Below are 19,644 nucleotides of genomic sequence, written 5' to 3' on the forward strand. Positions count from 1 at the left end.
GTGTTGTCTCTCCTCCTTTGTTAAGGAGGGTTGGTGCGGCCATAGCGCAATTTTAAATCGAATAAAATGGCTTTCCGGCAATAAAGCGCAAAAAATCGCGCGTTGAGCGAAAGCTCTGACGCATTTCCGCCACTGGGTGCGCTGAGGAAGAGATGGCCGTTAACGCCGTTCGGCAGTCCCGGTTAACGAAAGTAAACGTTTTGTTAACCTTAATGGCGCTTAACTGGATTCTATCGAGATCGGTTGGAATCATGCTGCGAAAGTTTCACGCAAGCGTCGAACTTCAACCTTTAATGATTTCCTCGGGAGTGGTTTATGAGTGGCAAGCATGTGGCTGTTTTGATGGGAGGTTTTTCCTCCGAGCGGCCCGTCAGTCTTTCTTCCGGCAATGCCTGCGCGGATGCTCTCGAAGGGGAGGGTTACAAGGTCACCCGCATCGACGTCGATCGTGATGTCGCAGCGGTGCTCGCCGATTTGCGCCCGGATGTCTGCTTTAACGCGCTCCATGGCCCTTACGGCGAAGATGGCACCATTCAGGGCATTCTCGAATATCTGCAAATTCCCTACACGCATTCCGGTGTGCTGTCCTCGGCTCTGTCCATGGACAAGCAGCAGGCCAAGCATGTCGCCAAGGCGGCGGGCATTCCCGTGGCCGAGGCCAAGGTGTTGGATCGCCGCGATTTCGGCAATACACATCCCATCAAGCCGCCTTATGTGGTGAAGCCGGTGCGTGAAGGCTCGTCCTTCGGCGTCGTCATCGTCAAGGAAAACCAGGCGCATCCGCCGCAGGTCATTGGTTCGTCCGAATGGCGGTACGGTGATGAGGTCATGGTCGAGCGGTATGTCTATGGTCGCGAATTGACCTGTGGCGTCATGGGCAATGTCGCGCTGGGTGTGACCGAAGTGGTGCCGAACGGCGACACCTTCTACGACTACGATGCGAAGTACGCCGCGGGCGGCTCAACGCATGTCATTCCGGCACGAATTTCACCGAATATTTACCAAAAGATTCAATCATTGGCCCTCAAGGCGCACCAGGCGATGGGTTGCCGTGGCGTGAGTCGATCGGACTTCCGTTACGACGATCGTTTCTCCGAAAACGGTGAGGTCATCTGGCTGGAAATCAATACGCAGCCGGGCATGACCCCAACCTCTCTGGTGCCCGAAATGGCCGCTCATGCCGGTCATTCCTTTGGTGATCTCGTCCGTTGGATGGTGGAGGACGCTTCTTGTTCGCGATGAACAGCAAAAGGGCAGGTGGGGCGCGTAATCCTTACGAGGATGGCCCTGTTGCGGACGATCGCCGGGTGCTGCCGCGCCCGCTGCGTCGTGTCGTGCGCTTTTGCGTCAGCCTCGCCACGGGTCGCATTGATATTCCGCGCCACACGGGCACTGTTGCCACCTTCGGTCTGTTTGCTGCTGTCGGCCTTTACGGCATGTCCATCGGCGGCCACACGCAGACGGTTGCGCAGGCGACGACGGCGGCTGCCGGTTTTGCCATCGAGGATGTTCGCGTCTCCGGTAACAGCCAGACGTCGGAAATCGATATTCTCCAGTTGCTCGGTCTCGACGGCACGACCTCGCTTGTCGCACTCGATATCGAATCGGCCCGTCGTCAGCTCTCCGAGCTTCCCTGGGTTGCCTATGCGGAGGTCCGCAAGGTTTATCCGCGCACGATCGAGGTCATGCTCAAGGAGCGCGAGGCTTTCGGCATCTGGCAGCACGGCAGTGATTTGTCCCTGATCGAAAAGAGCGGCGCCATCATCGCTCCTCTGCGTGACAACAAGTTCGCCTCGTTGCCGCTGTTTGTCGGTCGCGATGCCGAAAAGGCAGCTTCGGGATTTGAAGAAGAAATGGCTGAATGGCCGGAGTTGAAGCAGCGTGTGCGCGCCTTCGTGCGCATCGCCAGCCGTCGCTGGGATCTGCATCTCGACAATGGCATCGTCATCAAGCTGCCGGAAGACAATGTCGGTGATGCGCTGAAGCGCCTCGCCAAGTTCGAAGCCAATCAGCAGATGCTGGAGCGCGATATCGCCGCCGTCGATCTCCGCCTTCAGGATCGCACCACCGTTCAGTTGACGGCCGATGCTGCCGAACGCCGCCAGGAGGCGGTTGCGGCGCGGGCCAAGGCACTCAAGAAAGCAGGGGCAACGTGAGCTTGTTCGGATCATCCAATCTCGGCCTGCCGCGCCTGAAGCCTCTGTCTTCCAAGCGCAGCCACGTCGTTTCCGTCCTCGACATCGGATCGAGCAAGGTCGTCTGCATGATCGGCCGGCTGACCCCGCGTCAGGAAAGCGAAATCCTGCCGGGCCGGACGCACAATGTGGAAATCATCGGCATCGGTCACCAGCGTTCGCGTGGCGTCAAGTCCGGTGTGATCGCTGATCTGGATGCTGCCGAAAGCGTCGTGCGTCTTGCCGTCGATGCGGCCGAGCGTATGGCCGGTCTCACCATCGACAGCCTGATCGTCAACATTTCCGCCGGGCGCCTTGCCAGCGATGTCTACACCGCCACGATCGATCTGGGTGGTCAGGAAGTTGCAGCAGGTGATCTGCGCAAGGTCATGATCAACGCCAGCCAGCTGTCGCAGCGTCAGGATCGTGTCATCCTGCATTCGCTCCCGGCCGGTTATTCGCTTGATGGCGAACGCGGTATCCGCGATCCGTTGTCGATGTATGGCGATTCGCTCGGTGTCGACATGCACGTCGTCACGGCGGAACGTGCGGCGATCCGCAATCTCGAACTCTGCATCAATCGTGCTCATCTGTCGGTCGAAGGCATTGTTGCGACGCCTTATGCCAGCGGTCTTGCGGCTCTGGTCGATGATGAAGTCGAACTCGGCTGCGCCGCCATCGACATGGGCGGCGGCACCACCACCATTTCCGTCTTCTGCGAAGGCAAGCTGGTTCATACCGATGCCATCGGTCTGGGCGGCCACCACATCACCACCGATCTTGCGCGCGGTCTTTCCACCAGGATTGAAGACGCCGAGCGCATGAAGGTCGTTCATGGCTCTGCCATCTCCACGGGCGCCGACGAGCGCGACCTGATTTCGGTCGCACCGATCGGTGAGGACGATCGTGATCAACCCACCCAGATCCCCAAGGCTCTGGTCACTCGTATCGTTCGCGCGCGGCTCGAAGAGACGCTTGAACTGATCCGCGACCGCATACAAAAGTCGGGTTTCAGCCCGATCGTCGGCAAGCGAGTCGTTCTGACCGGTGGCGCCAGCCAGCTCACCGGTCTGTCAGAAACTGCGCGCCGAATCCTTGCCCGAAACGTCCGAATCGGGCGTCCTATGGGCCTGTCGGGTCTTCCGACCGCAGCAAAGGGACCGGCCTTCTCCACGGCGGCCGGCCTGATGATCTACCCGCAGGTCGCCGGTCTGGAGACGCATGCGGCAAATGGCGGTTTCGCGTCGGCACTGGTGAGCGGCAATGGCCGACTGGCGCGAATGGGGCAGTGGTTGAAGGAAAGTTTCTGACACACCGGTTTCGCACCAGCGTGTCGAGGTAATCAGGAATAAACGGCGGCGTGGCGACGCTGCCCAAGGATTAAGAAGGAACGGTTACATGACCATCAATCTGAACAAGCCGGACATCACCGAGCTGAAGCCTCGGATCACCGTGTTCGGCGTCGGCGGCGGCGGCGGCAATGCCGTCAACAACATGATCACGGCTGGCCTCGAAGGTGTCGACTTCGTCGTTGCCAACACCGACGCCCAGGCCCTGACCATGACCAAGGCCGACCGAATCATCCAGATGGGTGTGCAGGTCACCGAAGGTCTCGGCGCCGGCTCGCAGCCGGAAGTCGGCCGCGCTGCTGCGGAAGAGTGCCTTGATGAAATCATGGACCACCTGCAGAACACTCACATGTGCTTCGTCACCGCCGGCATGGGCGGCGGCACCGGCACCGGTGCTGCTCCGGTCGTCGCACAGGCTGCCCGCAACAAGGGCATCCTGACCGTCGGCGTCGTCACCAAGCCGTTCCACTTCGAAGGCCAGCGCCGCATGCGTCTTGCCGAGCAGGGCATCGAGGAACTGCAGAAGTCGGTCGACACGCTGATCGTCATCCCGAATCAGAACCTGTTTCGTATCGCCAATGACAAGACGACCTTCGCCGACGCATTCGCGATGGCCGACCAGGTTCTCTATTCGGGTGTTGCCTGCATCACCGACCTGATGGTCAAGGAAGGCCTCATCAACCTCGACTTCGCCGACGTTCGCTCGGTGATGCGCGAGATGGGCCGCGCCATGATGGGTACGGGCGAAGCTTCCGGTTCGGGTCGCGCCATGCAGGCCGCCGAAGCCGCGATCGCCAACCCGCTGCTCGACGAAACCTCGATGAAGGGCGCACAGGGCCTGCTGATCTCCATCACCGGCGGTCGCGACCTGACCCTGTTCGAAGTCGACGAAGCCGCAACCCGCATCCGCGAGGAAGTCGATCCGGATGCCAACATCATCCTCGGCGCCACCTTCGACGAAGCGCTCGAAGGCATCATCCGCGTCTCCGTCGTTGCCACCGGCATCGATCGCAGCATGGGCCAGGTCGATCTGCGTGCCGCTGAAATGCGCGCAGCCCAGAAGCCGATTATCCGTCCTTCCGCGGCCGTTGCTCCGGCTCCGGCCGCAGTGCAGCCTGTCATGCAGCAGGCACCCCGTGCGATCGCCCCGGCACCGGTAGACCCGATTGCCGAGACCATCCGTCACGCCGAAGCTGAAATGGAACGCGAACTGGCCATCCCGGCTGCTTCCGCTCCGGTCGCCCCGGCTCCGGCCCCGGTTGCCCAGGCTGAAGAGTTCCGTCCGCAGAGCCGCATCTTCGCATCGGCGCCGTCAGAAGCACCGCGCGCTGCCGCACCGGCTCCGTCCTATGCCGCTGCTCCGCAGCCGTCCTATGCTGCCCAGCAGCAGCAGGCTCCGGTCGCTCCGCAGCCGGCACCGCGCATGATGCAGCCGGAAGCACCGGTCATGAGCCAGCCTATGGTTCGCGAAACGGTCGAGCAGGTCCGCATGCCGCGCGTGGAAGACTTTCCGCCGGTCGTGAAGGCAGAGATGGATCACCGCGCCCATCAGAGCCAGCCGGCCCATGAAGAGCGTGGCCCGATGGGTCTCCTCAAGCGCATCACCAACTCGCTTGGCCGTCGCGAAGAAGACGATCATGCCGGTGAAATGATGCAGGCCCCCGCCGCCTCTTCGCAGCAGCGCCGCCCGCTGTCGCCGGAAGCCAGCCTCTACGCACCGCGTCGTGGCAACCTTGACGATCAGGGCCGCAGCACACCGCGCGCAGGTTCGCATCACGAAGACGACCAGCTGGAAATCCCGGCCTTCCTGCGCCGTCAGTCCACCTGATCGGCTCTTTAATACAGACTGTGAAAAGGCCCGGATCACATGATCCGGGCCTTTTCACATTTCGTTGCAACAGTGGAAAATTGTTGAGCATCTCCCGATACTTGGCTTCGTAACATTGCGAAACGAACAGTGATTTGAGATGTACGCCCGGGACACGTATCTAGATGATCAAGAGACCGTGAATCGCAGATTGTTAATTCGATGCGATTTACGGACAAGGATCCCGAACCACGCTGAGACTGGCCGGTTCGGTTCAATAAAGGCATAAAAGAATGAGCATCGAACTTCTCGGTTTCCAGACCACCATCGCCGCCCCCGTCACTCTTTCGGGTATCGGCGTGCATTCGGGAAGCCAGGTATCGATCACCTTCCAGCCGGCCGATGCCGGCACAGGCATCGTTTTCTCCCGCACGCTTGCTGACGGATCTACCGCTGAATACCGCGCCGTGTCCTCGCAGGTCGGCAATACGGATCTCTGCACCGTTCTTGGCACCAACATGGCCCGTTCGGTTGCAACGATCGAACATGTCATGGCGGCGATCTACGCGCTTGGCCTCGACAACCTGATCGTCGAAGTCGAAGGTGCGGAAATGCCGATCATGGACGGCAGCTCTTTCCCCTTCATCGAAGCCATCGAGCAGGTCGGCACGGTCAATCTCGGCGTCAAGCGTCGTTACATCCGCGTCATCAAGCCGGTACGTATCGATGCCGGCGCATCGTGGTCGGAATTCCGCCCCTATGACGGCACCCGATTCGAAGTTGAGATCGATTTCGATTCGCCGCTGATCGGCCGCCAGTCCTGGAAGGGTGACCTGACCGCGTCTGTTTTCCGTGACGAACTGTCCCGCGCCCGTACCTTCGGTTTCATGCGTGATGTCGAGCGCCTCTGGGCTGCCGGTTACGCACTCGGCTCGTCGCTCGAAAACTCGGTCGTCATCGGTGATGATGATACGGTCGTCAACGTCGAAGGCCTGCGTTACGCCAAGGACGAGTTCGTTCGTCACAAGACTCTCGATGCCGTGGGCGATCTGGCGCTTGCCGGCGCGCAGTTCATCGGCTGCTACCGTTCGTATCGCGGGGGCCACAAGATGAACGCCAATGCGTTGAAGGCTCTTCTCAGCGATCCGACAGCCTACGAGATCGTCGAGGCTCCGGCCCGCAGCCAGCGTGTCCGCGCCCGCGAGTTCGTTCCGGTCCACGTACCGGAATTCGCTCCCTGGGTCGGCTGAGCTTTGGATTGATTTTACGACTCCAGTCCAATTGGCCGTCCCTTGTGGACGGCCTTTTTCTTTTTTGTTGTTTTTACCGTAATTTAAGTAAGCTCACCGCCACAAAATTGCGCGAATGGGTCATCATTGCGTTGCCCTCATGCTGCTTTTATGGCTAGAACGCCTGTCGGGGCGGTGGCTCATTTTATCGCGTAGCAATCGGGAACTATTGCATGGCTCATGTCAGGTCTTCTGTAATCGGGAAAACGGCGCGCTTGGCGGTCGTATCCCTCGTGCTGGCCGGCGTCGGCATGACCACAACGGCCTGCGGCACCGACCCGGACATCGACATCACCAAACTTGGCCTTGCGACTGATCCGCCGGAGCAGCTTTACAATCAGGGCCTGGCCAACATGAAGGCCGGCAATATGGGCGAGGCGGCCCGCAAGTTCGAAGCCATCGACAAGCAGAACCCGTTCACCGAATGGGGCCGCAAGGCGCTGGTCATGGTCACCTTCGTCAATACCCGCCAGAACCGCAATGACGAGGCGATTGCTGCCGGTAACCGTTACCTGAAGCAATATCCGCGTTCGGCCGACAGTGCCTATGTGCAGTATCTGGTGGGCCTTTCCTATTCCAAGCAGATCAGCGACGTCACGCAGGATCAGCGCGCCGCATCGCGCACGATCGAGGCCATGACCAAGGTCGTCAAGGAATATCCGGATTCGGAATATGTCGACGACGCGCAGGCCAAGATCCGTTTCGCCCGCGACCAGCTGGCCGGCAAGGAAATGCAGATCGGCCGCTATTATCTTGAGCGCAAGGAATACCTTGCCGGCATTCAGCGTTTCCGACTGGTCGTTGAACAGTACGGCAACACCAACCAGGTCGAAGAAGCACTGGCCCGTCTGGTGGAAGCCTATTACGCGATGGGTATCGCCGAAGAGGCGCAGACCGCTGCCGCCGTTCTTGGCCGCAACTACCCGGACAGCCAGTGGTATGCCGACAGCTACAAGCTCCTGAAGGGCGGCGGTCTCGAGCCGCGTGAAAATCGCGGTTCGTGGATTTCTCGCGCAGCCGTCAGGCTTGTCGCAGGCAGCGATACCTGATTTTTGAAGCAGGGCAGGGCCGGATCGAGGTAACATGCTGATCCAGTTGTCGATCCGCGATATCGTCTTGATCGAACGGCTGGACCTCGATTTCGAGGCCGGCCTTTCGGTGCTGACCGGTGAAACCGGTGCCGGCAAATCCATTCTTCTTGACAGTCTTTCGCTGGCGCTTGGTGGCCGCGGCGATGGCGGCCTCGTGCGCCATGGCAGCGACAAGGGGCAGGTGACGGCCGTCTTCGATGTCGGCATGGATCATCCCGCCCGCCTCCTGTTGCGTGAAAACGGTCTTGATGACGATGGCGACCTGATTTTCCGCCGCGTGCAATCCGCCGATGGCCGTACCAAGGCTTCCGTGAACGATCAGCCGGTCAGTGTGCAGATGATGCGCCAGATCGGCCAGTTGCTGGTGGAAATCCACGGCCAGCACGACGACCGTGCGCTTGTCGATACCGATGCCCACCGCACGCTGCTCGACGCCTTCACGGGCATCGTTGACGAAGCGGCACAGGTGTCCGGCCTCTACCGCACCTGGAAAGACGCCGAGCGCGGCCTGAAGAGCCATCGTGCGCGCGTCGAAGCGGCCGCCCGCGAGGCCGATTACCTGCGGTCTTCCGTCGAGGAACTGGAAATCCTGTCGCCCCGCGACGGCGAAGAGGACGAGCTTGCCGATAACCGCGCCCGCATGCAGAAATCCGAACGCATTGCCGGCGACATTTCAGAAGCCTCCGAATTTTTGAACGGTAATGGTTCGCCAGTGCCGCTGATCGCCTCCATGGTGCGCCGTCTGGAGCGCAAGAGCCACGAAGCGCCGGGACTTCTCGAAGAAACCGTCGAGCTGCTTGATCAGGCGCTTAACCACCTCTCCAACGCCCAGATGGAAGTGGAGGCGGCCCTGCGCCGTACCGAATTCGATCCGCGTGAACTGGAGCGTGTCGAGGAGCGCCTGTTTGCCTTGCGTGCGGCCGGTCGCAAATACTCGGTTCCGGTGACCGAACTGCCGGCGCTGGCCGAAAAGATGGTGGCCGATCTCGCCGAACTCGATGCCGGCGAAGAAAAACTCGGGCAGCTGGAAAAGCTTTCCGAAGCCGCAAAGGTCGAATTTGATCAGGCTGCTTCCGCTCTCTCCCAGAAGCGCCACAAGGGTGCATCTGCCCTGTCCGAAGCGGTCATGGCCGAACTGCCGGCGCTGAAGCTGGAACGGGCGCGCTTCATGGTCGAAGTGACGACCAACCCGGAACAGGCCTCCGCCGATGGCATCGATACGGTCGAATTCCACGTCCAGACCAATCCCGGCACCCGTCCCGGCCCGATCATGAAGGTAGCGTCCGGCGGCGAACTCTCGCGTTTCCTGCTGGCGCTGAAAGTGGCGCTTGCCGATCGCGGTTCCGCGCCGACGCTCGTCTTCGACGAAATCGACAGCGGTGTCGGCGGTGCGGTCGCCGATGCGATCGGCCAGCGGCTTAAGCGCCTGTCGCGCACGGTGCAGGTTTTGTCCGTCACGCATGCACCGCAAGTGGCCGCACGCGCCGCCACGCATATGCTGATCTCCAAGGGACCGGCGGGCGACGGATCGGAAAAGATCGCCACCCGTGTGGCCAGAATGACGCCGGAGCACCGCGCGGAAGAGATTGCCCGCATGCTTTCGGGTGCATCCGTGACAGACGAGGCGAGGGCGGCTGCTGCGGCGCTGCTGGCCGCCGAGGGATGAGGCCATCGATGACGGTGGCCCTCAAAAATGATTGAGGAATGTTATGCCCGCTGTTCATCAAACCATCGCCTGCCTGCGTTTCTTCGGCGATGATCTCGATCCGGATCATGTTTCCAAATTGCTGGGCGCGATCCCGACGACGGCCTATCGCAAGGGCGCTGCCATGCCATCATCCGATGGCAAGAAGGCTGTCGCCGAAACGGGCTCGTGGCAATTGGAGGCCGATGAAGAGCTTTCCGGCGAACTCGGCGAACAGATTTCTGCGCTATTGTCCGGTTTGAGTGATGATCTTTCCGTCTGGAGAGACCTGTCGTCGCAGTATGACGGTGATATTTTCCTGGGGCTGTTTCTCGGCGAGGCAAATGAGGGTTTCACCCTCGATCCCACGCTTCTGAGCGCGATCGGTGATAGAGGGCTCGTCCTCGATTTCGATATCTATGCGAGCGAGGAAGACGACGCCTATTACGAGGACGACGCCGTCGATCCCTGAACCTATTCCGCCGGAGCGACCTGGCGTGCCGGTCCCGCCATGCGTGACAGCACCTCGTCCTTCCAGACAAAACGGTGGATCAGCACCATGGCGATATGACCGCCGACCATGGCCAGCAACGTCCAGGCGAGCGTGCCATGCAGCAGACGGGCCGGCGCAATCATCCAGGCAATATTTTCGCCGCCGCGTTCGACGATCTGTAGCCCGTAGAGCATAAGCCCCCATTCGGAGCCGAAGGCGCGCAGCAGTGCAAGGCCGGGAACGGCGAGCATCAGCAGATACAGCACGACATGGCCGGTGCGGGCGGCAAGGCCCAGAGGCCCGCGTTCATGCGCCGGTCGGTCCTTCAAGTTATAGAATCCCCAGAGCGCTCTGACGGCTGCCATGATGAGAATGGTGGCGCCGAGCGAGCCATGCGTGCTGTTCAAAAAGTCCGTCAGACCGGAACGGCCGAAAAGCCTTCCCAGCACGAGGCCGGAAAACTGCCAACAGATGAGAAATGCCATCGACCAGTGAAAAAGCCGGGTCACAAGACCATATCGTAATCCCGTATCCCGCCAGCGCTTGGCCATAACTTTTCCCCGAAAATTGCTGTTTGCGAACATGAGTGTTTGAGTTGGGTATTACGCTGCCGCACTGCAACACGTCCAGGGGTGAAGGTGCCAGCCATGCCATTTTCCAAAACATGTTCGTGATCTTGGCGGAGAGGGCAGGCGGTTCTTCCAATCTGCGGCAATTGCACTAGAAAAAGCCTCAGACATGGAGATTCCCGAATGGCCGCCGATCAGACACCAGTCGACACCCTGACCGAACAGACCGCCGCCGCTGAGCTGGAACGGCTGGCAAGGGAACTCGCCCATCACGATGAGCTTTATCACGGCAATGATGCGCCCGAAATTTCGGATGCGGACTACGATGCACTCAAGCGCCGCAATCAGGACATCGAGGAAAAATTCCCGCAGCTGATCCGCGCCGACTCACCATCGATCAAGGTGGGTGCAGCACCACTTGCCACCTTTGCGCCGATCACCCATTCGCGGCCGATGCTCTCGCTCGACAACACGTTTTCCGACGATGACGTGCGTGATTTCGTCAATTCGGTCTATCGTTTCCTCGGCCAGTTGCCGGACAACTCCATCGCCTTTACCGCGGAGCCGAAAATCGACGGCCTGTCGATGTCGATCCGCTACGAGAACGGCATTCTGGTCAATGCCGCGACGCGCGGCGACGGCACGACCGGTGAAAACGTCACGGCCAATATCAAGACCATCAAGGAAATCCCGCAGCGCCTGCCCAAGGGCGTGCCTGCTGTCGTGGAAGTGCGCGGTGAGGTCTATATAGCCAAGAGTGATTTTCTGGCGCTGAACGCCGAGATGGAAGCGCAAGGCAAACAGCTTTACGTCAACCCGCGCAACACCGCCGCCGGATCGCTGCGCCAGCTCGACGCCAAGGTCACGGAAAGCCGCAAGCTGAAATTTTTCGCCTATGCCTGGGGAGAAATGTCCGAGCCGAACGACCTTCCGAAAACACAGTTCGAGATGGTTCAGACGTTCAAGGACTGGGGTTTCCCGGTCAATCCGCTGATGAAGCGGCTGACCTCGCTCGAAGATATTCTTGCCCATTACAACGAGATTGGGCTCACCCGCCCGGATCTGGATTATGATATCGACGGCGTCGTCTACAAGGTCGACCGACTCGACCTGCAGGCCCGCCTCGGTTTTCGCTCGCGCTCGCCGCGTTGGGCAACGGCCCATAAATTCCCCGCCGAGCAGGCGTTCACGACCGTCGAGAACATCGACATCCAGGTCGGCCGCACCGGTGCGCTGACGCCGGTGGCGCGTCTGACCCCGATCACCGTCGGCGGCGTGGTCGTCACCAACGCGACGCTGCACAATGCCGATTATATCGAAGGCATCGGCAATTCCGGCGAGCGCATTCGCGAGGAAGGCCACGATATCCGTATCGGCGATACCGTCATCGTGCAGCGGGCAGGGGACGTAATCCCGCAGGTGCTGGATGTGGTGATGGAAAAGCGCCCGGCGGATGCGAAAAAGTACGAGTTCCCGACCAAATGCCCGGTCTGCGGAAGCCATGCGGTGCGCGAAAAGAACGAAAAGACCGGCAAGCTCGATTCGGTCACCCGCTGCACCGGCGGTTTCGTCTGCCGCGCGCAGGCGACCGAACACCTGAAACATTTCGTCTCCCGCAATGCCTATGACATCGAAGGTTTTGGCACCAAGCAGGTGGATTTTTTCTTCGAAGCGGAAGACCCGTCGCTGCAGATTCGCACCGCGCCCGATATCTTTACGCTGAAGAAGCGTCAGGAATCCTCGCCGCTGATGAAGCTGGAAAACATCGATGGTTTCGGCAAGGTCAGCGTCAAAAAACTGTTCGATGCCATCGATGAACGCCGTTCGATCGCGCTCAACCGCTTCATCTACGCGCTCGGAATCCGCCATGTCGGCGAAACCACGGCAAAGTTGCTGGCCCGCCATTACGGCACCTACGAAGCCTTGGAAAAGGCGATGCAAGAGGCTGCCGATCTTTCCGGTGACGCCTGGAACGATCTGAACAATATCGAAGGCATCGGCGAAATCGTTGCCCGCGCCATCGTCGAATTTTTCAAGGAACCACGCAATCTCGATGTCGTCACACGCTTGCTGGAGGAAGTGACACCGCAGGTTGCCGAACAGGTGGCGGCCTCCGACAGCCCCGTCGCCGGCAAGACGGTGGTGTTCACCGGCTCGCTAGAGCGCTTTACCCGCGACGAGGCGAAGGCACGGGCAGAAGGTCTGGGCGCCAAGGTGGCCGGTTCCGTTTCCAAGAAGACGGATTACGTTGTCGCCGGCCCCGGCGCCGGTTCCAAGCTCGACAAGGCAAGGGAACTCGGCGTCGAGGTGATGACGGAAGACGAATGGCTGACCTTCATCGGCGGCTGAGGATCAGGTTTTCAGCCGCGCCATCGTATAAGCATCGACATAGTGGCCATCGCGGAATGCGAACTCCTTGAGGCAACCTTCGGTGACAAAGCCGTGTCTTTCGTAAAGGCGGATTGCCGGTTCGTTGTCTGTGAAGACCGTCAATTCGACGCGGCGAAGGTTGAGCCAGTTGTCGGCGATATTGAGCACTGCTGTCATCAGCGCCGATCCGACACCGCGTCCAGCAAATTCATCATGCACACCCATGCCGATCGAGGCCGCGTGGCGACGTCGCGGATTGCCGGCGAGCGTCAGTCCGATATCGCCGATCACCTGACCGTTGAGATCGGCGACAAGGCGTCTTCCATCGCCAGTCGGGTTTTCCAGAGAGCGGCGGATATCGGTAACGGAATGAAACGGTGTGCGCAGCGTACCGTAACGGTAGCCGGGAAGATTATGCAATGCGGTGATCGCCTCTGCATCATCCGGGCATGCGGCACGGATCACCACATTCTGAAGCCTTTCCGCTCGGGGCGGTTTTTCCTTCACATCGTCTGATACTTTCATTCTCGCTCTCCTTCGATTGTGCGTAAGGCAGAGCGGAACACCGATCCCTGCCGTCATTCGGCAGGGTGGTGGTGGGACAACCGCTTAACGCGCCAAACCCGCCACGCGCCCTGCGGGGCGAATGGTCACGGTGGTATGGGTAAGGGTGGCGCGATTGGTCATGTTGCCATAACGCCTCAAAGGCGAGCATCGGTTAAGTGACAACCTGAATGGCTTTTTTATCCCGACAGCGCGTCCGACGAGGCCGTTGCGACGTTGAATATGTCGAAATGGCGCAGGTTTCGGGTGACAACGATTAGGTCGTTTCGTTTCGCCGTGGCCGCGATCATGGCGTCGGCCATATCGGGCGAATATCCGTTCGAAATGGCGACGGCTTCCAGCTGTCCCGCGAACATTGCGATTTCCGCATCGAAGGCCAATATCCTGTCATCGAAATCGTTTCGCACGATATCGAGCCAAGCCGCAAGCCTTTCGGCTTTCAGCGTGGCGCCCTTGTGCGTCAACAAGGCAATGCCTTTCGCTATCTCATGAACGGTCACGACGGACAAAAACACCGTATCCAGCCTGACCTGCTGCCGCAGCCACTCACCGAATTGACCGTTTGTCTGCGCATGTGTCGGTGACGTTGTGGAGATGATATTGGTGTCGAGCAGAAAGCCGCTCAAAACTCGATGTCCCGTGACTGTGACGGATTGCGTTCGAATACTTCGTCTTCGACAGCGGGAAAGGCGAGGAGATGGTCGGCAAAATTCGCTTTCGTCTTGCGGTTCGCGCGCTTTGCGGCCTCCGCTGCATCAACGCTGACCAGAACAGCCGCGGGTTTGCCATGGCGGGTGATCGTGACGAATTCTCCGGCGCTTGCCTTGTCGACAAGAGTAGAAAAACCGACTTTTGCATCCTTCAGGCTGATCGTTGCCATCACGCGCTCCGAAGTGGTCATATGTGACCAAATTACAGTGTGAGATGAGCGTTTGCAAGGTCACTATGGGGATGTGAACCTTTGCCGAATCACCTCACTCATCCTAAAAGCGGGCAAACATCGCCACCCGGAACGCCCCTTTGAAAACCATCGCCATCGATTTCGAAACCGCCAACGAGCAACGCGGCAGCGCCTGTTCGGTCGGTCTGGCGTGGATCGAAGGCGGCAAGGTCGTGCGCGTCGAGGAGCGGTTGATCCGCCCGAAGGATATGCGGTTTTCCTCCTTCAACATCGCCATCCACGGCATCCGCCCGGAACAGGTGGAGGATGCCGGGGAGTTTCCCGAGGTGATGGACGAGTTCGCCGACGATTTTGCCGGCGCAACCATGATCGCCCATAACGCCTCTTTCGATTTTTCCGTCTGGCGCGCCTGTCTCGATCAATACCGGCAGGCATACCCTCAACTTTCCTACCTGTGCAGCGTAAAAATGGCGCAGAAAGTGTGGCCACATCTCGGCTCGCACAAGTTGAACATTCTGGCGCAGCATCTTGGCCTGTCCTTTCTGCACCACAATGCGGCTGAGGATGCAGCCATTTGCGCGCAGGCGTCGCTTGCTATTGCGAAGGCGCTGAGGGTGACGGACGTCCGTGATGTCGCGCCGGCCATCGGCATGCGGGCAGGCCGGCTTTATGCGGGCGGTTACGATGCCTGCACATTGCGCAAACAGTAGTTTTTACGCGATCTTGTAAGCGCGCGACTTCACCTTATCTCTCCTCACGGATCGTTGATCGGAGATTTGCCATGCGCCGCCGTCTTGTTTTACTTCTTTCCGCTGCCGCCGTCCTGGCTGGTGTGGTTGCAGCACCGGCCATTGCCGAAGTGGTCGGCGAGGTCGGTGTGGACTGGATCGGCAACGACATCATTGTCGAGGCCGTGCCCGATCCGGCCGTGAAGGGCGTCACCTGCCACGTTACCTATTTCGATCGCAGCATGATCGACCGCCTCAAGAACGGCAACTGGTTCGAGGACCCGTCCAACAGCGCGATTTCCTGCAACCAGACAGGCCCGATCGAGATCGGTGATATCGAACTCGACAAGGGCGGTGAAGAAGTCTTTCGGCAGGGCCGATCACTCATCTGGAAGGACCTGCTGGTCAAGCGCATCTATGACAAGACCAATGATACGCTGATCTATCTGGCGCATTCCCGCAGGGTGGTGGAAGGCTCGGCGAAGATGGCGGTGTCCGCCGTGCCGCTTTACGGTCAGCAGGTCACATGGACCAAGGGAAAACCCTGAAGGAAAACGGCGCAGAAAAAAGCCGGGCTTGGAGACACGGCTTTTTCCACGCTGTCATCCGCCATTAACGAACGTAGACGATCTTGCCGCCATTGGCCGCGGTCTGGATATGCACGACATTGGCCAGTTGCACATTCTTCATGGCCAAAGCATCGACCAGAGCCGGGTCGGACTGAAGCTGTGCCTGGGCGTCCTGGATCAGTTCAGGGCCGGGATTGGTCAGGTTAAGCGGCAGTCGGCTGCCATTGCCAGTGCTCGGATCGTTGGTCACGTTCACCACGGTCACGCCTTCCGTCGATGCGGCCGGCATGTCGGTACCATAGGTCTGGGCGGAAGCGCCCACGGCGAAAGCCGAAGCGGAAATCAGGGTGGCGAGTGCAATAGCCTTTTTCATGACAATTCTCCTTTTGTGTCTTTAGGTCACGCCACAAAGCGGTTCCTTCAAGAGGATCGTTTGGTGGCGCCGTGCTGAATTCACGTTGGATTAACTGTCGGGATTCCAGAAAGTTTCAAAAAAAATCATTATTTTGCAATGGCTTGATGTTCCATCACATGTGCGTGCCTCACGTGTGTGTGAGGTCTTGATATACGTCAAAACGCAAAACACCCGCCGTGTCGCCAGGGCGGGTGTTTCATAATGGTGTCGCCGGTATTGATCAGGCGGCTTCGCGCGTCAGCTCGTCGGCAATCACGGTGTCGAGGTTCAGGAAGCAGACCATGGTCTTTTCCAGCGCCACGATGCCGCGGCAGAAAGCGCGCTGGCCTTCCGGAATGATTTCCGGTGCCGGCTGCAGGTCTTCGCTCTTGATGGTCATCATGTCGGACACCTGCTCGACCAGCAGGCCGACCAGCTTACCGGCAATGTCGGTGACGATGATGGCGGCGCGCTCGGAAGGCTCCGTCATCTTCATGCCGAGGCGGCAGGCCATGTCGATGACCGGAATAACCGCACCGCGCAGGTTGATGAGACCCAGAACGTAAGGCGGGGTATGCGGCATCGGCGTTACCGGCGCCCAGCCGCGGATTTCGCGGATCGCCATGATGTCGATACAGAATTCCTGGTCGCCCAGATGGAAGGAGACGATTTCGAGATATGCTCCCGACTGCTTGATGGCGTTGCTCATGGCGGTCATCCTGATTTCGTTGGACACACGCTCTCAAACGCGGGTTAAACTTCCCCTAATCTCTGTGGCAGGCCTGCCTTTTTCTGCTGTTTTTGAGACTAAAAAGCCTGTTATACTGGCGCTCATGCACCAGAACGCCCCATCCTTGCGCCTTCCACTCATGCTCACCGGTTTTTTGCTGGCGTCGGGCCTGCTGATTCTCTGTGTGGCCGGCTGGCTGCAATATGGTTCGGAGATTTTCATCAACATGGCTGAAACCGGCATGTCATGGTGTCTGTGATGGCGTGTGGTCAAAACGCTGGCGGCGCGCGCTTTTGAATTTATGACGTGAGTAGGGCTTGAGATGCGGCAGTTGGTTTATGTCTCACTGGCGTTCCTGGCCCTGTTCGCAATCGATCTCGTCGGCGACATATGGGTGCTTGGCGACAAGTGGCGGATGCCCTTTGCCATTCTGTCGCTCATCGGGGCGGTTGTTGATTTTGTCGTCTTTCTCCTCATTCCCTTCGTCGTTCTAAGCTTCATGCCAAGGGAGACGGTGGTCGCGCATGTGTTGGCATGCCTTGGCATTGCCTTTTACGTGTTCCTGGCCGGCATGTTCTATGTGTCCATCAGTGGCATGCAGACATTGCAACTGGGGCAGGATTTTCACATTCGTGATGGCCAGATGATGCCGGCCTTTTATTGGGGCAAGCTGCGTCTGGTGCTGGCAATCTATCTGCTTGTCGAGGCGGGAATGTATGTTTTCGAGCGATATCGGCGTTTGACGCGTGCCTGCGGCGAAACGACCCCGGTCCGATAAAAACACCCAGTTGATTTGCGCCTTTCAATCGCCGAGGCTATCTGCAATTCATCATTCGTTGCAGAAGCGTGCGGACCTGTTGTCATGAAGACTTTTCGGATTGTTCTATGGATCGCCGTCGTGGCACTGGCTGGCGTGCTGGGCTGGCTGACGTTTGAAGTCACCGGCAAGACACAGCAGGTCGCTGACGCTCCGTTCGGCGTGCCGTTCGAACTGGTGGCGCAGGATGGCAAGCCGATCACCGAAAAGGCGTTTCAGGACAAGCCGACGGCGCTTTTCTTCGGCTTTACCCATTGCCCGGAAGTCTGCCCCACCACGCTGTTCGAGCTGAACGGATGGCTGGAAAAGGTCGATCCCGATGGCACGCGTCTCAATGCGTATTTCGTGTCCGTCGATCCCGAGCGCGATCCGCCGGAAGTCCTGCAGCAATACATTTCCAATGTCTCGAAGCGTATCACCGGCATTTCGGGTGATCCGCAAAAGGTGGCGGACATGGTCAAGGGCTACAAGGTATTTGCCCGCAAGGTTCCTGTCGATGAGAAGGATCCGAATGGCGAATACACAATGGACCATACGGCCTCGGTATTCCTGCTCGACAATGGCGGGCGTTTTTCGAAAACCATCGCCTATGGCGAGGATCCCGACAGCGCCGTGAAAAAACTTCAGAGCCTGATTGGCGGCTAAGCTTGCTCGCGCGGGCTTGAAGCGGTGCGGCCTTGTGTGGCATGGCTGGCCGCACATTTTAATCTAAGGACCCGGCCGTGAGCGAAATCCGCCTCTATGTCTCCACCACCGAAAAGAAGGCGGAGCAGATCCTCGACATCCTGTCCTTCTGCTTCGGCGAAGAGGATTTCGCCGTCGGCACGACGGAGATCGACGAAAAGAAGGATATCTGGGAAGCGTCGGTCTACATGATGGCCGAGGACGAGGCGGAGGTGCATGCCCGTATTTCGGAAGCGCTTTCGCAAGAATTCCCCGATGCCGTCATCGAGCGCGAAATCATCCCGGATATCGACTGGATCGCCAAGTCGCTGGAAGGCTTGAAGCCCGTCAGGGCGGGGCGTTTTCTCGTTCATGGCAGCCATGACCGCGACAAGGTGCGCTCGGGCGATATTGCCATCGAGATTGATGCCGGCCAGGCTTTTGGTACCGGCCATCATGGCACGACCGCCGGCTGCCTCGAAACCATCGAGCGCGTGCTCAATGCCGAAAATCCGAAAAATGCGCTCGATCTCGGCACCGGTTCCGGCGTGCTTGCTATCGCTGTTCGAAAACTGCGGCCGATGATCCCGGTTCTGGCCACCGATATCGATCCGGTCGCCGTGCGCGTGGCGCGTGAAAACGTGCGCCGCAATGGCATCGCCAACGGTATCGCACTCGAAACCGCGCCGGGCTTTCATTCGCCGGCCTTCGATCGTTACGGACCGTTCGATCTGATCATCGCCAATATTCTCGCACGTCCGCTGATCAAGATGGCGCCGCAACTGGTCAATCACCTGTCGCCGGGCGGCTCGGTCATTCTGTCGGGCATTCTCGCCGAACAGCGCTGGAAGGTGATTTCCGCCTATTCCGGCGCCGGTCTCGCGCATGTGCGCACCATCTGGCGCAACGGCTGGGTGACGATTCATCTCCGCAAACAGTGATCATGCGGCGCACCATTGTGCTGAGCGCATAACGACTTTGATAAAATGCGAAAATAAAAAGAGGCGGCATTCTCATGCCGCCTCTTTGCTGTTTGACGCCAGCGGATCGCGAGCGTGGGAGGAGGGCTCAAGCGATCGGCTGCTGCGGCGAGGCTTTGACCACGCCTGACGTCAGAACTTGTTGCGCATCAGTTCGGCGCGGCTGGTGCCGATGCTCTTGAGCGTCTGGTCGTCGTAACGCAGCAGCGTTTCATTGATCAGCAGGTCCGCCTGGCGTTTGCGAGCGGCAACGACGCGGTCGAATGCATTGCGAAAGAAGGAATTGGTCATCGATCTCGTCCTTATGGGTGAGTGCGTGTGTCACTTTGCCTGGATCGACACATAAGACAAAGCTGACTGCCTAGTAAGCAGGCTGTCATCAATTGTGTCATGCGCATAATGCATGGCTTAACGTTTTTTGCCTATCGCAATTCTATCGGATGGCAGCAATGGGAGGCTGAGGTAGTCGGCT

General features: G+C 59.2%; 22 protein-coding genes. 15 read left to right on the plus strand and 7 right to left on the minus strand.

Annotation, left to right across the window (positions count from 1 at the left end; all coding sequences use genetic code 11):
* The first annotated feature begins 315 nt into the window (after positions 1-315).
* The 8 genes from ACRQ1B_RS05090 to ACRQ1B_RS05125 all read left to right on the plus strand — a co-directional run bounded on the left by ACRQ1B_RS05090 (position 316) and on the right by ACRQ1B_RS05125 (position 9,866).
* Positions 316-1,242: a D-alanine--D-alanine ligase gene (locus ACRQ1B_RS05090; RefSeq protein ID WP_432292567.1), complete on the plus strand. Its 927-nt coding sequence runs from the start codon at positions 316-318 to the stop codon at positions 1,240-1,242.
* On the plus strand, positions 1,230-2,156 hold the full coding sequence (locus ACRQ1B_RS05095) for a cell division protein FtsQ/DivIB (RefSeq protein ID WP_432292568.1): 927 nt from the start codon (positions 1,230-1,232) through the stop codon (positions 2,154-2,156). Before ACRQ1B_RS05090 ends, ACRQ1B_RS05095 begins: the two co-directional genes overlap by 13 nt.
* Positions 2,153-3,484, plus strand: coding sequence for a cell division protein FtsA (gene ftsA / locus ACRQ1B_RS05100; protein ID WP_432292569.1), 1,332 nt, complete (start codon positions 2,153-2,155; stop codon positions 3,482-3,484). Before ACRQ1B_RS05095 ends, ftsA begins: the two co-directional genes overlap by 4 nt.
* A gap of 88 nt (positions 3,485-3,572) precedes the next feature.
* On the plus strand, positions 3,573-5,351 hold the full coding sequence (ftsZ, locus tag ACRQ1B_RS05105; protein ID WP_432292570.1) for a cell division protein FtsZ: 1,779 nt from the start codon (positions 3,573-3,575) through the stop codon (positions 5,349-5,351).
* Positions 5,352-5,623: 272 nt separating this feature from the next.
* On the plus strand, positions 5,624-6,580 hold the full coding sequence (gene lpxC, locus ACRQ1B_RS05110; protein WP_432292571.1) for a UDP-3-O-acyl-N-acetylglucosamine deacetylase: 957 nt from the start codon (positions 5,624-5,626) through the stop codon (positions 6,578-6,580).
* 212 nt (positions 6,581-6,792) lie between these two features.
* A complete protein-coding gene (locus ACRQ1B_RS05115) occupies positions 6,793-7,668 on the plus strand; it encodes an outer membrane protein assembly factor BamD (protein WP_432292572.1) in 876 nt (291 codons plus the stop codon).
* A gap of 34 nt (positions 7,669-7,702) precedes the next feature.
* Positions 7,703-9,376 (plus strand): DNA repair protein RecN, encoded by a 1,674-nt coding sequence (gene recN / locus ACRQ1B_RS05120; protein ID WP_432292573.1) that lies wholly within the window; start codon positions 7,703-7,705, stop codon positions 9,374-9,376.
* Between the two features lie 43 nt (positions 9,377-9,419).
* The gene (locus tag ACRQ1B_RS05125) at positions 9,420-9,866 is read left to right on the plus strand and encodes a DUF4279 domain-containing protein (RefSeq protein ID WP_432292574.1); all 447 of its coding nucleotides are present in this window, start codon (positions 9,420-9,422) and stop codon (positions 9,864-9,866) included.
* Positions 9,867-9,868: 2 nt separating this feature from the next.
* Here the strand turns inward: ACRQ1B_RS05125 and ACRQ1B_RS05130 are convergent, their stop codons facing one another.
* A complete protein-coding gene (locus ACRQ1B_RS05130) occupies positions 9,869-10,438 on the minus strand; it encodes a cytochrome b (protein ID WP_432292575.1) in 570 nt (189 codons plus the stop codon).
* Between the two features lie 201 nt (positions 10,439-10,639).
* On the opposite strand from ACRQ1B_RS05130, the gene ligA reads away from it, so the two are divergent.
* Positions 10,640-12,805, plus strand: coding sequence for an NAD-dependent DNA ligase LigA (gene ligA / locus ACRQ1B_RS05135; protein ID WP_432292576.1), 2,166 nt, complete (start codon positions 10,640-10,642; stop codon positions 12,803-12,805).
* 3 nt (positions 12,806-12,808) lie between these two features.
* Here the strand turns inward: ligA and ACRQ1B_RS05140 are convergent, their stop codons facing one another.
* From ACRQ1B_RS05140 to ACRQ1B_RS05150, 3 genes are all read right to left on the minus strand, one after another.
* Positions 12,809-13,351 carry a GNAT family N-acetyltransferase gene (locus ACRQ1B_RS05140; protein WP_432292577.1) on the minus strand — a complete coding sequence of 181 codons (543 nt, stop codon included), beginning with the start codon at positions 13,349-13,351 and terminating at the stop codon, positions 12,809-12,811.
* Positions 13,352-13,569: 218 nt separating this feature from the next.
* Positions 13,570-14,016 carry a type II toxin-antitoxin system VapC family toxin gene (locus ACRQ1B_RS05145; RefSeq protein WP_432292578.1) on the minus strand — a complete coding sequence of 149 codons (447 nt, stop codon included), beginning with the start codon at positions 14,014-14,016 and terminating at the stop codon, positions 13,570-13,572.
* Positions 14,013-14,270, minus strand: coding sequence for a type II toxin-antitoxin system Phd/YefM family antitoxin (locus ACRQ1B_RS05150; RefSeq protein WP_432292579.1), 258 nt, complete (start codon positions 14,268-14,270; stop codon positions 14,013-14,015). Before ACRQ1B_RS05150 ends, ACRQ1B_RS05145 begins: the two co-directional genes overlap by 4 nt.
* Before the next feature lie 140 nt (positions 14,271-14,410).
* Here ACRQ1B_RS05150 and ACRQ1B_RS05155 point away from each other — a divergent pair, with 140 nt between their 5' ends.
* Both ACRQ1B_RS05155 and ACRQ1B_RS05160 read left to right on the plus strand, forming a co-directional pair.
* A complete protein-coding gene (locus ACRQ1B_RS05155) occupies positions 14,411-15,001 on the plus strand; it encodes a 3'-5' exonuclease (protein ID WP_432292580.1) in 591 nt (196 codons plus the stop codon).
* 71 nt (positions 15,002-15,072) lie between these two features.
* Positions 15,073-15,567 carry a CreA family protein gene (locus ACRQ1B_RS05160; RefSeq protein WP_432292581.1) on the plus strand — a complete coding sequence of 165 codons (495 nt, stop codon included), beginning with the start codon at positions 15,073-15,075 and terminating at the stop codon, positions 15,565-15,567.
* A 64-nt stretch (positions 15,568-15,631) separates the two neighbouring features.
* Here the strand turns inward: ACRQ1B_RS05160 and ACRQ1B_RS05165 are convergent, their stop codons facing one another.
* Together ACRQ1B_RS05165 and ACRQ1B_RS05170 are read right to left on the minus strand one after the other, a co-directional pair.
* Positions 15,632-15,961, minus strand: a complete 330-nt coding sequence (locus tag ACRQ1B_RS05165) for a hypothetical protein (RefSeq protein WP_432292582.1) — start codon at positions 15,959-15,961, stop codon at positions 15,632-15,634.
* A 262-nt stretch (positions 15,962-16,223) separates the two neighbouring features.
* Positions 16,224-16,691: a chemotaxis protein CheW gene (locus ACRQ1B_RS05170; RefSeq protein WP_132272195.1), complete on the minus strand. Its 468-nt coding sequence runs from the start codon at positions 16,689-16,691 to the stop codon at positions 16,224-16,226.
* Here ACRQ1B_RS05170 and ACRQ1B_RS05175 point away from each other — a divergent pair.
* The 4 genes from ACRQ1B_RS05175 to ACRQ1B_RS05190 all read left to right on the plus strand — a co-directional run bounded on the left by ACRQ1B_RS05175 (position 16,690) and on the right by ACRQ1B_RS05190 (position 19,133).
* On the plus strand, positions 16,690-16,971 hold the full coding sequence (locus ACRQ1B_RS05175) for a hypothetical protein (RefSeq protein WP_432292583.1): 282 nt from the start codon (positions 16,690-16,692) through the stop codon (positions 16,969-16,971). The two genes, ACRQ1B_RS05170 and ACRQ1B_RS05175, sit on opposite strands and share 2 nt — an antisense overlap.
* Positions 16,972-17,034: 63 nt before the next feature.
* Positions 17,035-17,490: a hypothetical protein gene (locus ACRQ1B_RS05180; RefSeq protein ID WP_432292584.1), complete on the plus strand. Its 456-nt coding sequence runs from the start codon at positions 17,035-17,037 to the stop codon at positions 17,488-17,490.
* An 84-nt stretch (positions 17,491-17,574) separates the two neighbouring features.
* Positions 17,575-18,174, plus strand: coding sequence for an SCO family protein (locus tag ACRQ1B_RS05185; protein WP_432292585.1), 600 nt, complete (start codon positions 17,575-17,577; stop codon positions 18,172-18,174).
* A 77-nt stretch (positions 18,175-18,251) separates the two neighbouring features.
* Complete coding sequence (locus ACRQ1B_RS05190; RefSeq protein ID WP_432292586.1) at positions 18,252-19,133, plus strand: 50S ribosomal protein L11 methyltransferase; 882 nt, start codon at positions 18,252-18,254, stop codon at positions 19,131-19,133.
* A 171-nt stretch (positions 19,134-19,304) separates the two neighbouring features.
* On the opposite strand, the gene ACRQ1B_RS05195 is transcribed toward ACRQ1B_RS05190, so the two are convergent.
* On the minus strand, positions 19,305-19,463 hold the full coding sequence (locus ACRQ1B_RS05195) for a hypothetical protein (protein ID WP_432292587.1): 159 nt from the start codon (positions 19,461-19,463) through the stop codon (positions 19,305-19,307).
* Positions 19,464-19,644 lie beyond the last annotated feature (181 nt).

Source organism: Endobacterium panacihumi (assembly GCF_050847465.1).
GTDB classification, from domain to species: domain Bacteria; phylum Pseudomonadota; class Alphaproteobacteria; order Rhizobiales; family Rhizobiaceae; genus Neorhizobium; species Neorhizobium panacihumi.

Coding starts and splice junctions, on each gene's coding strand:
- ACRQ1B_RS05195 (WP_432292587.1), bottom strand. CDS start 19,463: ATGACCAATTCCTTCTTTCGCAATGCATTCGACCGCGTCGTTGCCGCT.
- ACRQ1B_RS05185 (WP_432292585.1), top strand. CDS start 17,575: ATGAAGACTTTTCGGATTGTTCTATGGATCGCCGTCGTGGCACTGGCT.
- ACRQ1B_RS05175 (WP_432292583.1), top strand. CDS start 16,690: ATGGCGGTCATCCTGATTTCGTTGGACACACGCTCTCAAACGCGGGTT.
- ACRQ1B_RS05170 (WP_132272195.1), bottom strand. CDS start 16,691: ATGAGCAACGCCATCAAGCAGTCGGGAGCATATCTCGAAATCGTCTCC.
- ACRQ1B_RS05115 (WP_432292572.1), top strand. CDS start 6,793: ATGGCTCATGTCAGGTCTTCTGTAATCGGGAAAACGGCGCGCTTGGCG.
- ACRQ1B_RS05160 (WP_432292581.1), top strand. CDS start 15,073: ATGCGCCGCCGTCTTGTTTTACTTCTTTCCGCTGCCGCCGTCCTGGCT.
- ACRQ1B_RS05090 (WP_432292567.1), top strand. CDS start 316: ATGAGTGGCAAGCATGTGGCTGTTTTGATGGGAGGTTTTTCCTCCGAG.
- ACRQ1B_RS05140 (WP_432292577.1), bottom strand. CDS start 13,351: ATGAAAGTATCAGACGATGTGAAGGAAAAACCGCCCCGAGCGGAAAGG.
- ACRQ1B_RS05165 (WP_432292582.1), bottom strand. CDS start 15,961: ATGAAAAAGGCTATTGCACTCGCCACCCTGATTTCCGCTTCGGCTTTC.
- lpxC (WP_432292571.1), top strand. CDS start 5,624: ATGAGCATCGAACTTCTCGGTTTCCAGACCACCATCGCCGCCCCCGTC.
- recN (WP_432292573.1), top strand. CDS start 7,703: ATGCTGATCCAGTTGTCGATCCGCGATATCGTCTTGATCGAACGGCTG.
- ftsZ (WP_432292570.1), top strand. CDS start 3,573: ATGACCATCAATCTGAACAAGCCGGACATCACCGAGCTGAAGCCTCGG.
- ACRQ1B_RS05130 (WP_432292575.1), bottom strand. CDS start 10,438: ATGGCCAAGCGCTGGCGGGATACGGGATTACGATATGGTCTTGTGACC.
- ligA (WP_432292576.1), top strand. CDS start 10,640: ATGGCCGCCGATCAGACACCAGTCGACACCCTGACCGAACAGACCGCC.
- ACRQ1B_RS05150 (WP_432292579.1), bottom strand. CDS start 14,270: ATGGCAACGATCAGCCTGAAGGATGCAAAAGTCGGTTTTTCTACTCTT.
- ACRQ1B_RS05180 (WP_432292584.1), top strand. CDS start 17,035: ATGCGGCAGTTGGTTTATGTCTCACTGGCGTTCCTGGCCCTGTTCGCA.
- ACRQ1B_RS05125 (WP_432292574.1), top strand. CDS start 9,420: ATGCCCGCTGTTCATCAAACCATCGCCTGCCTGCGTTTCTTCGGCGAT.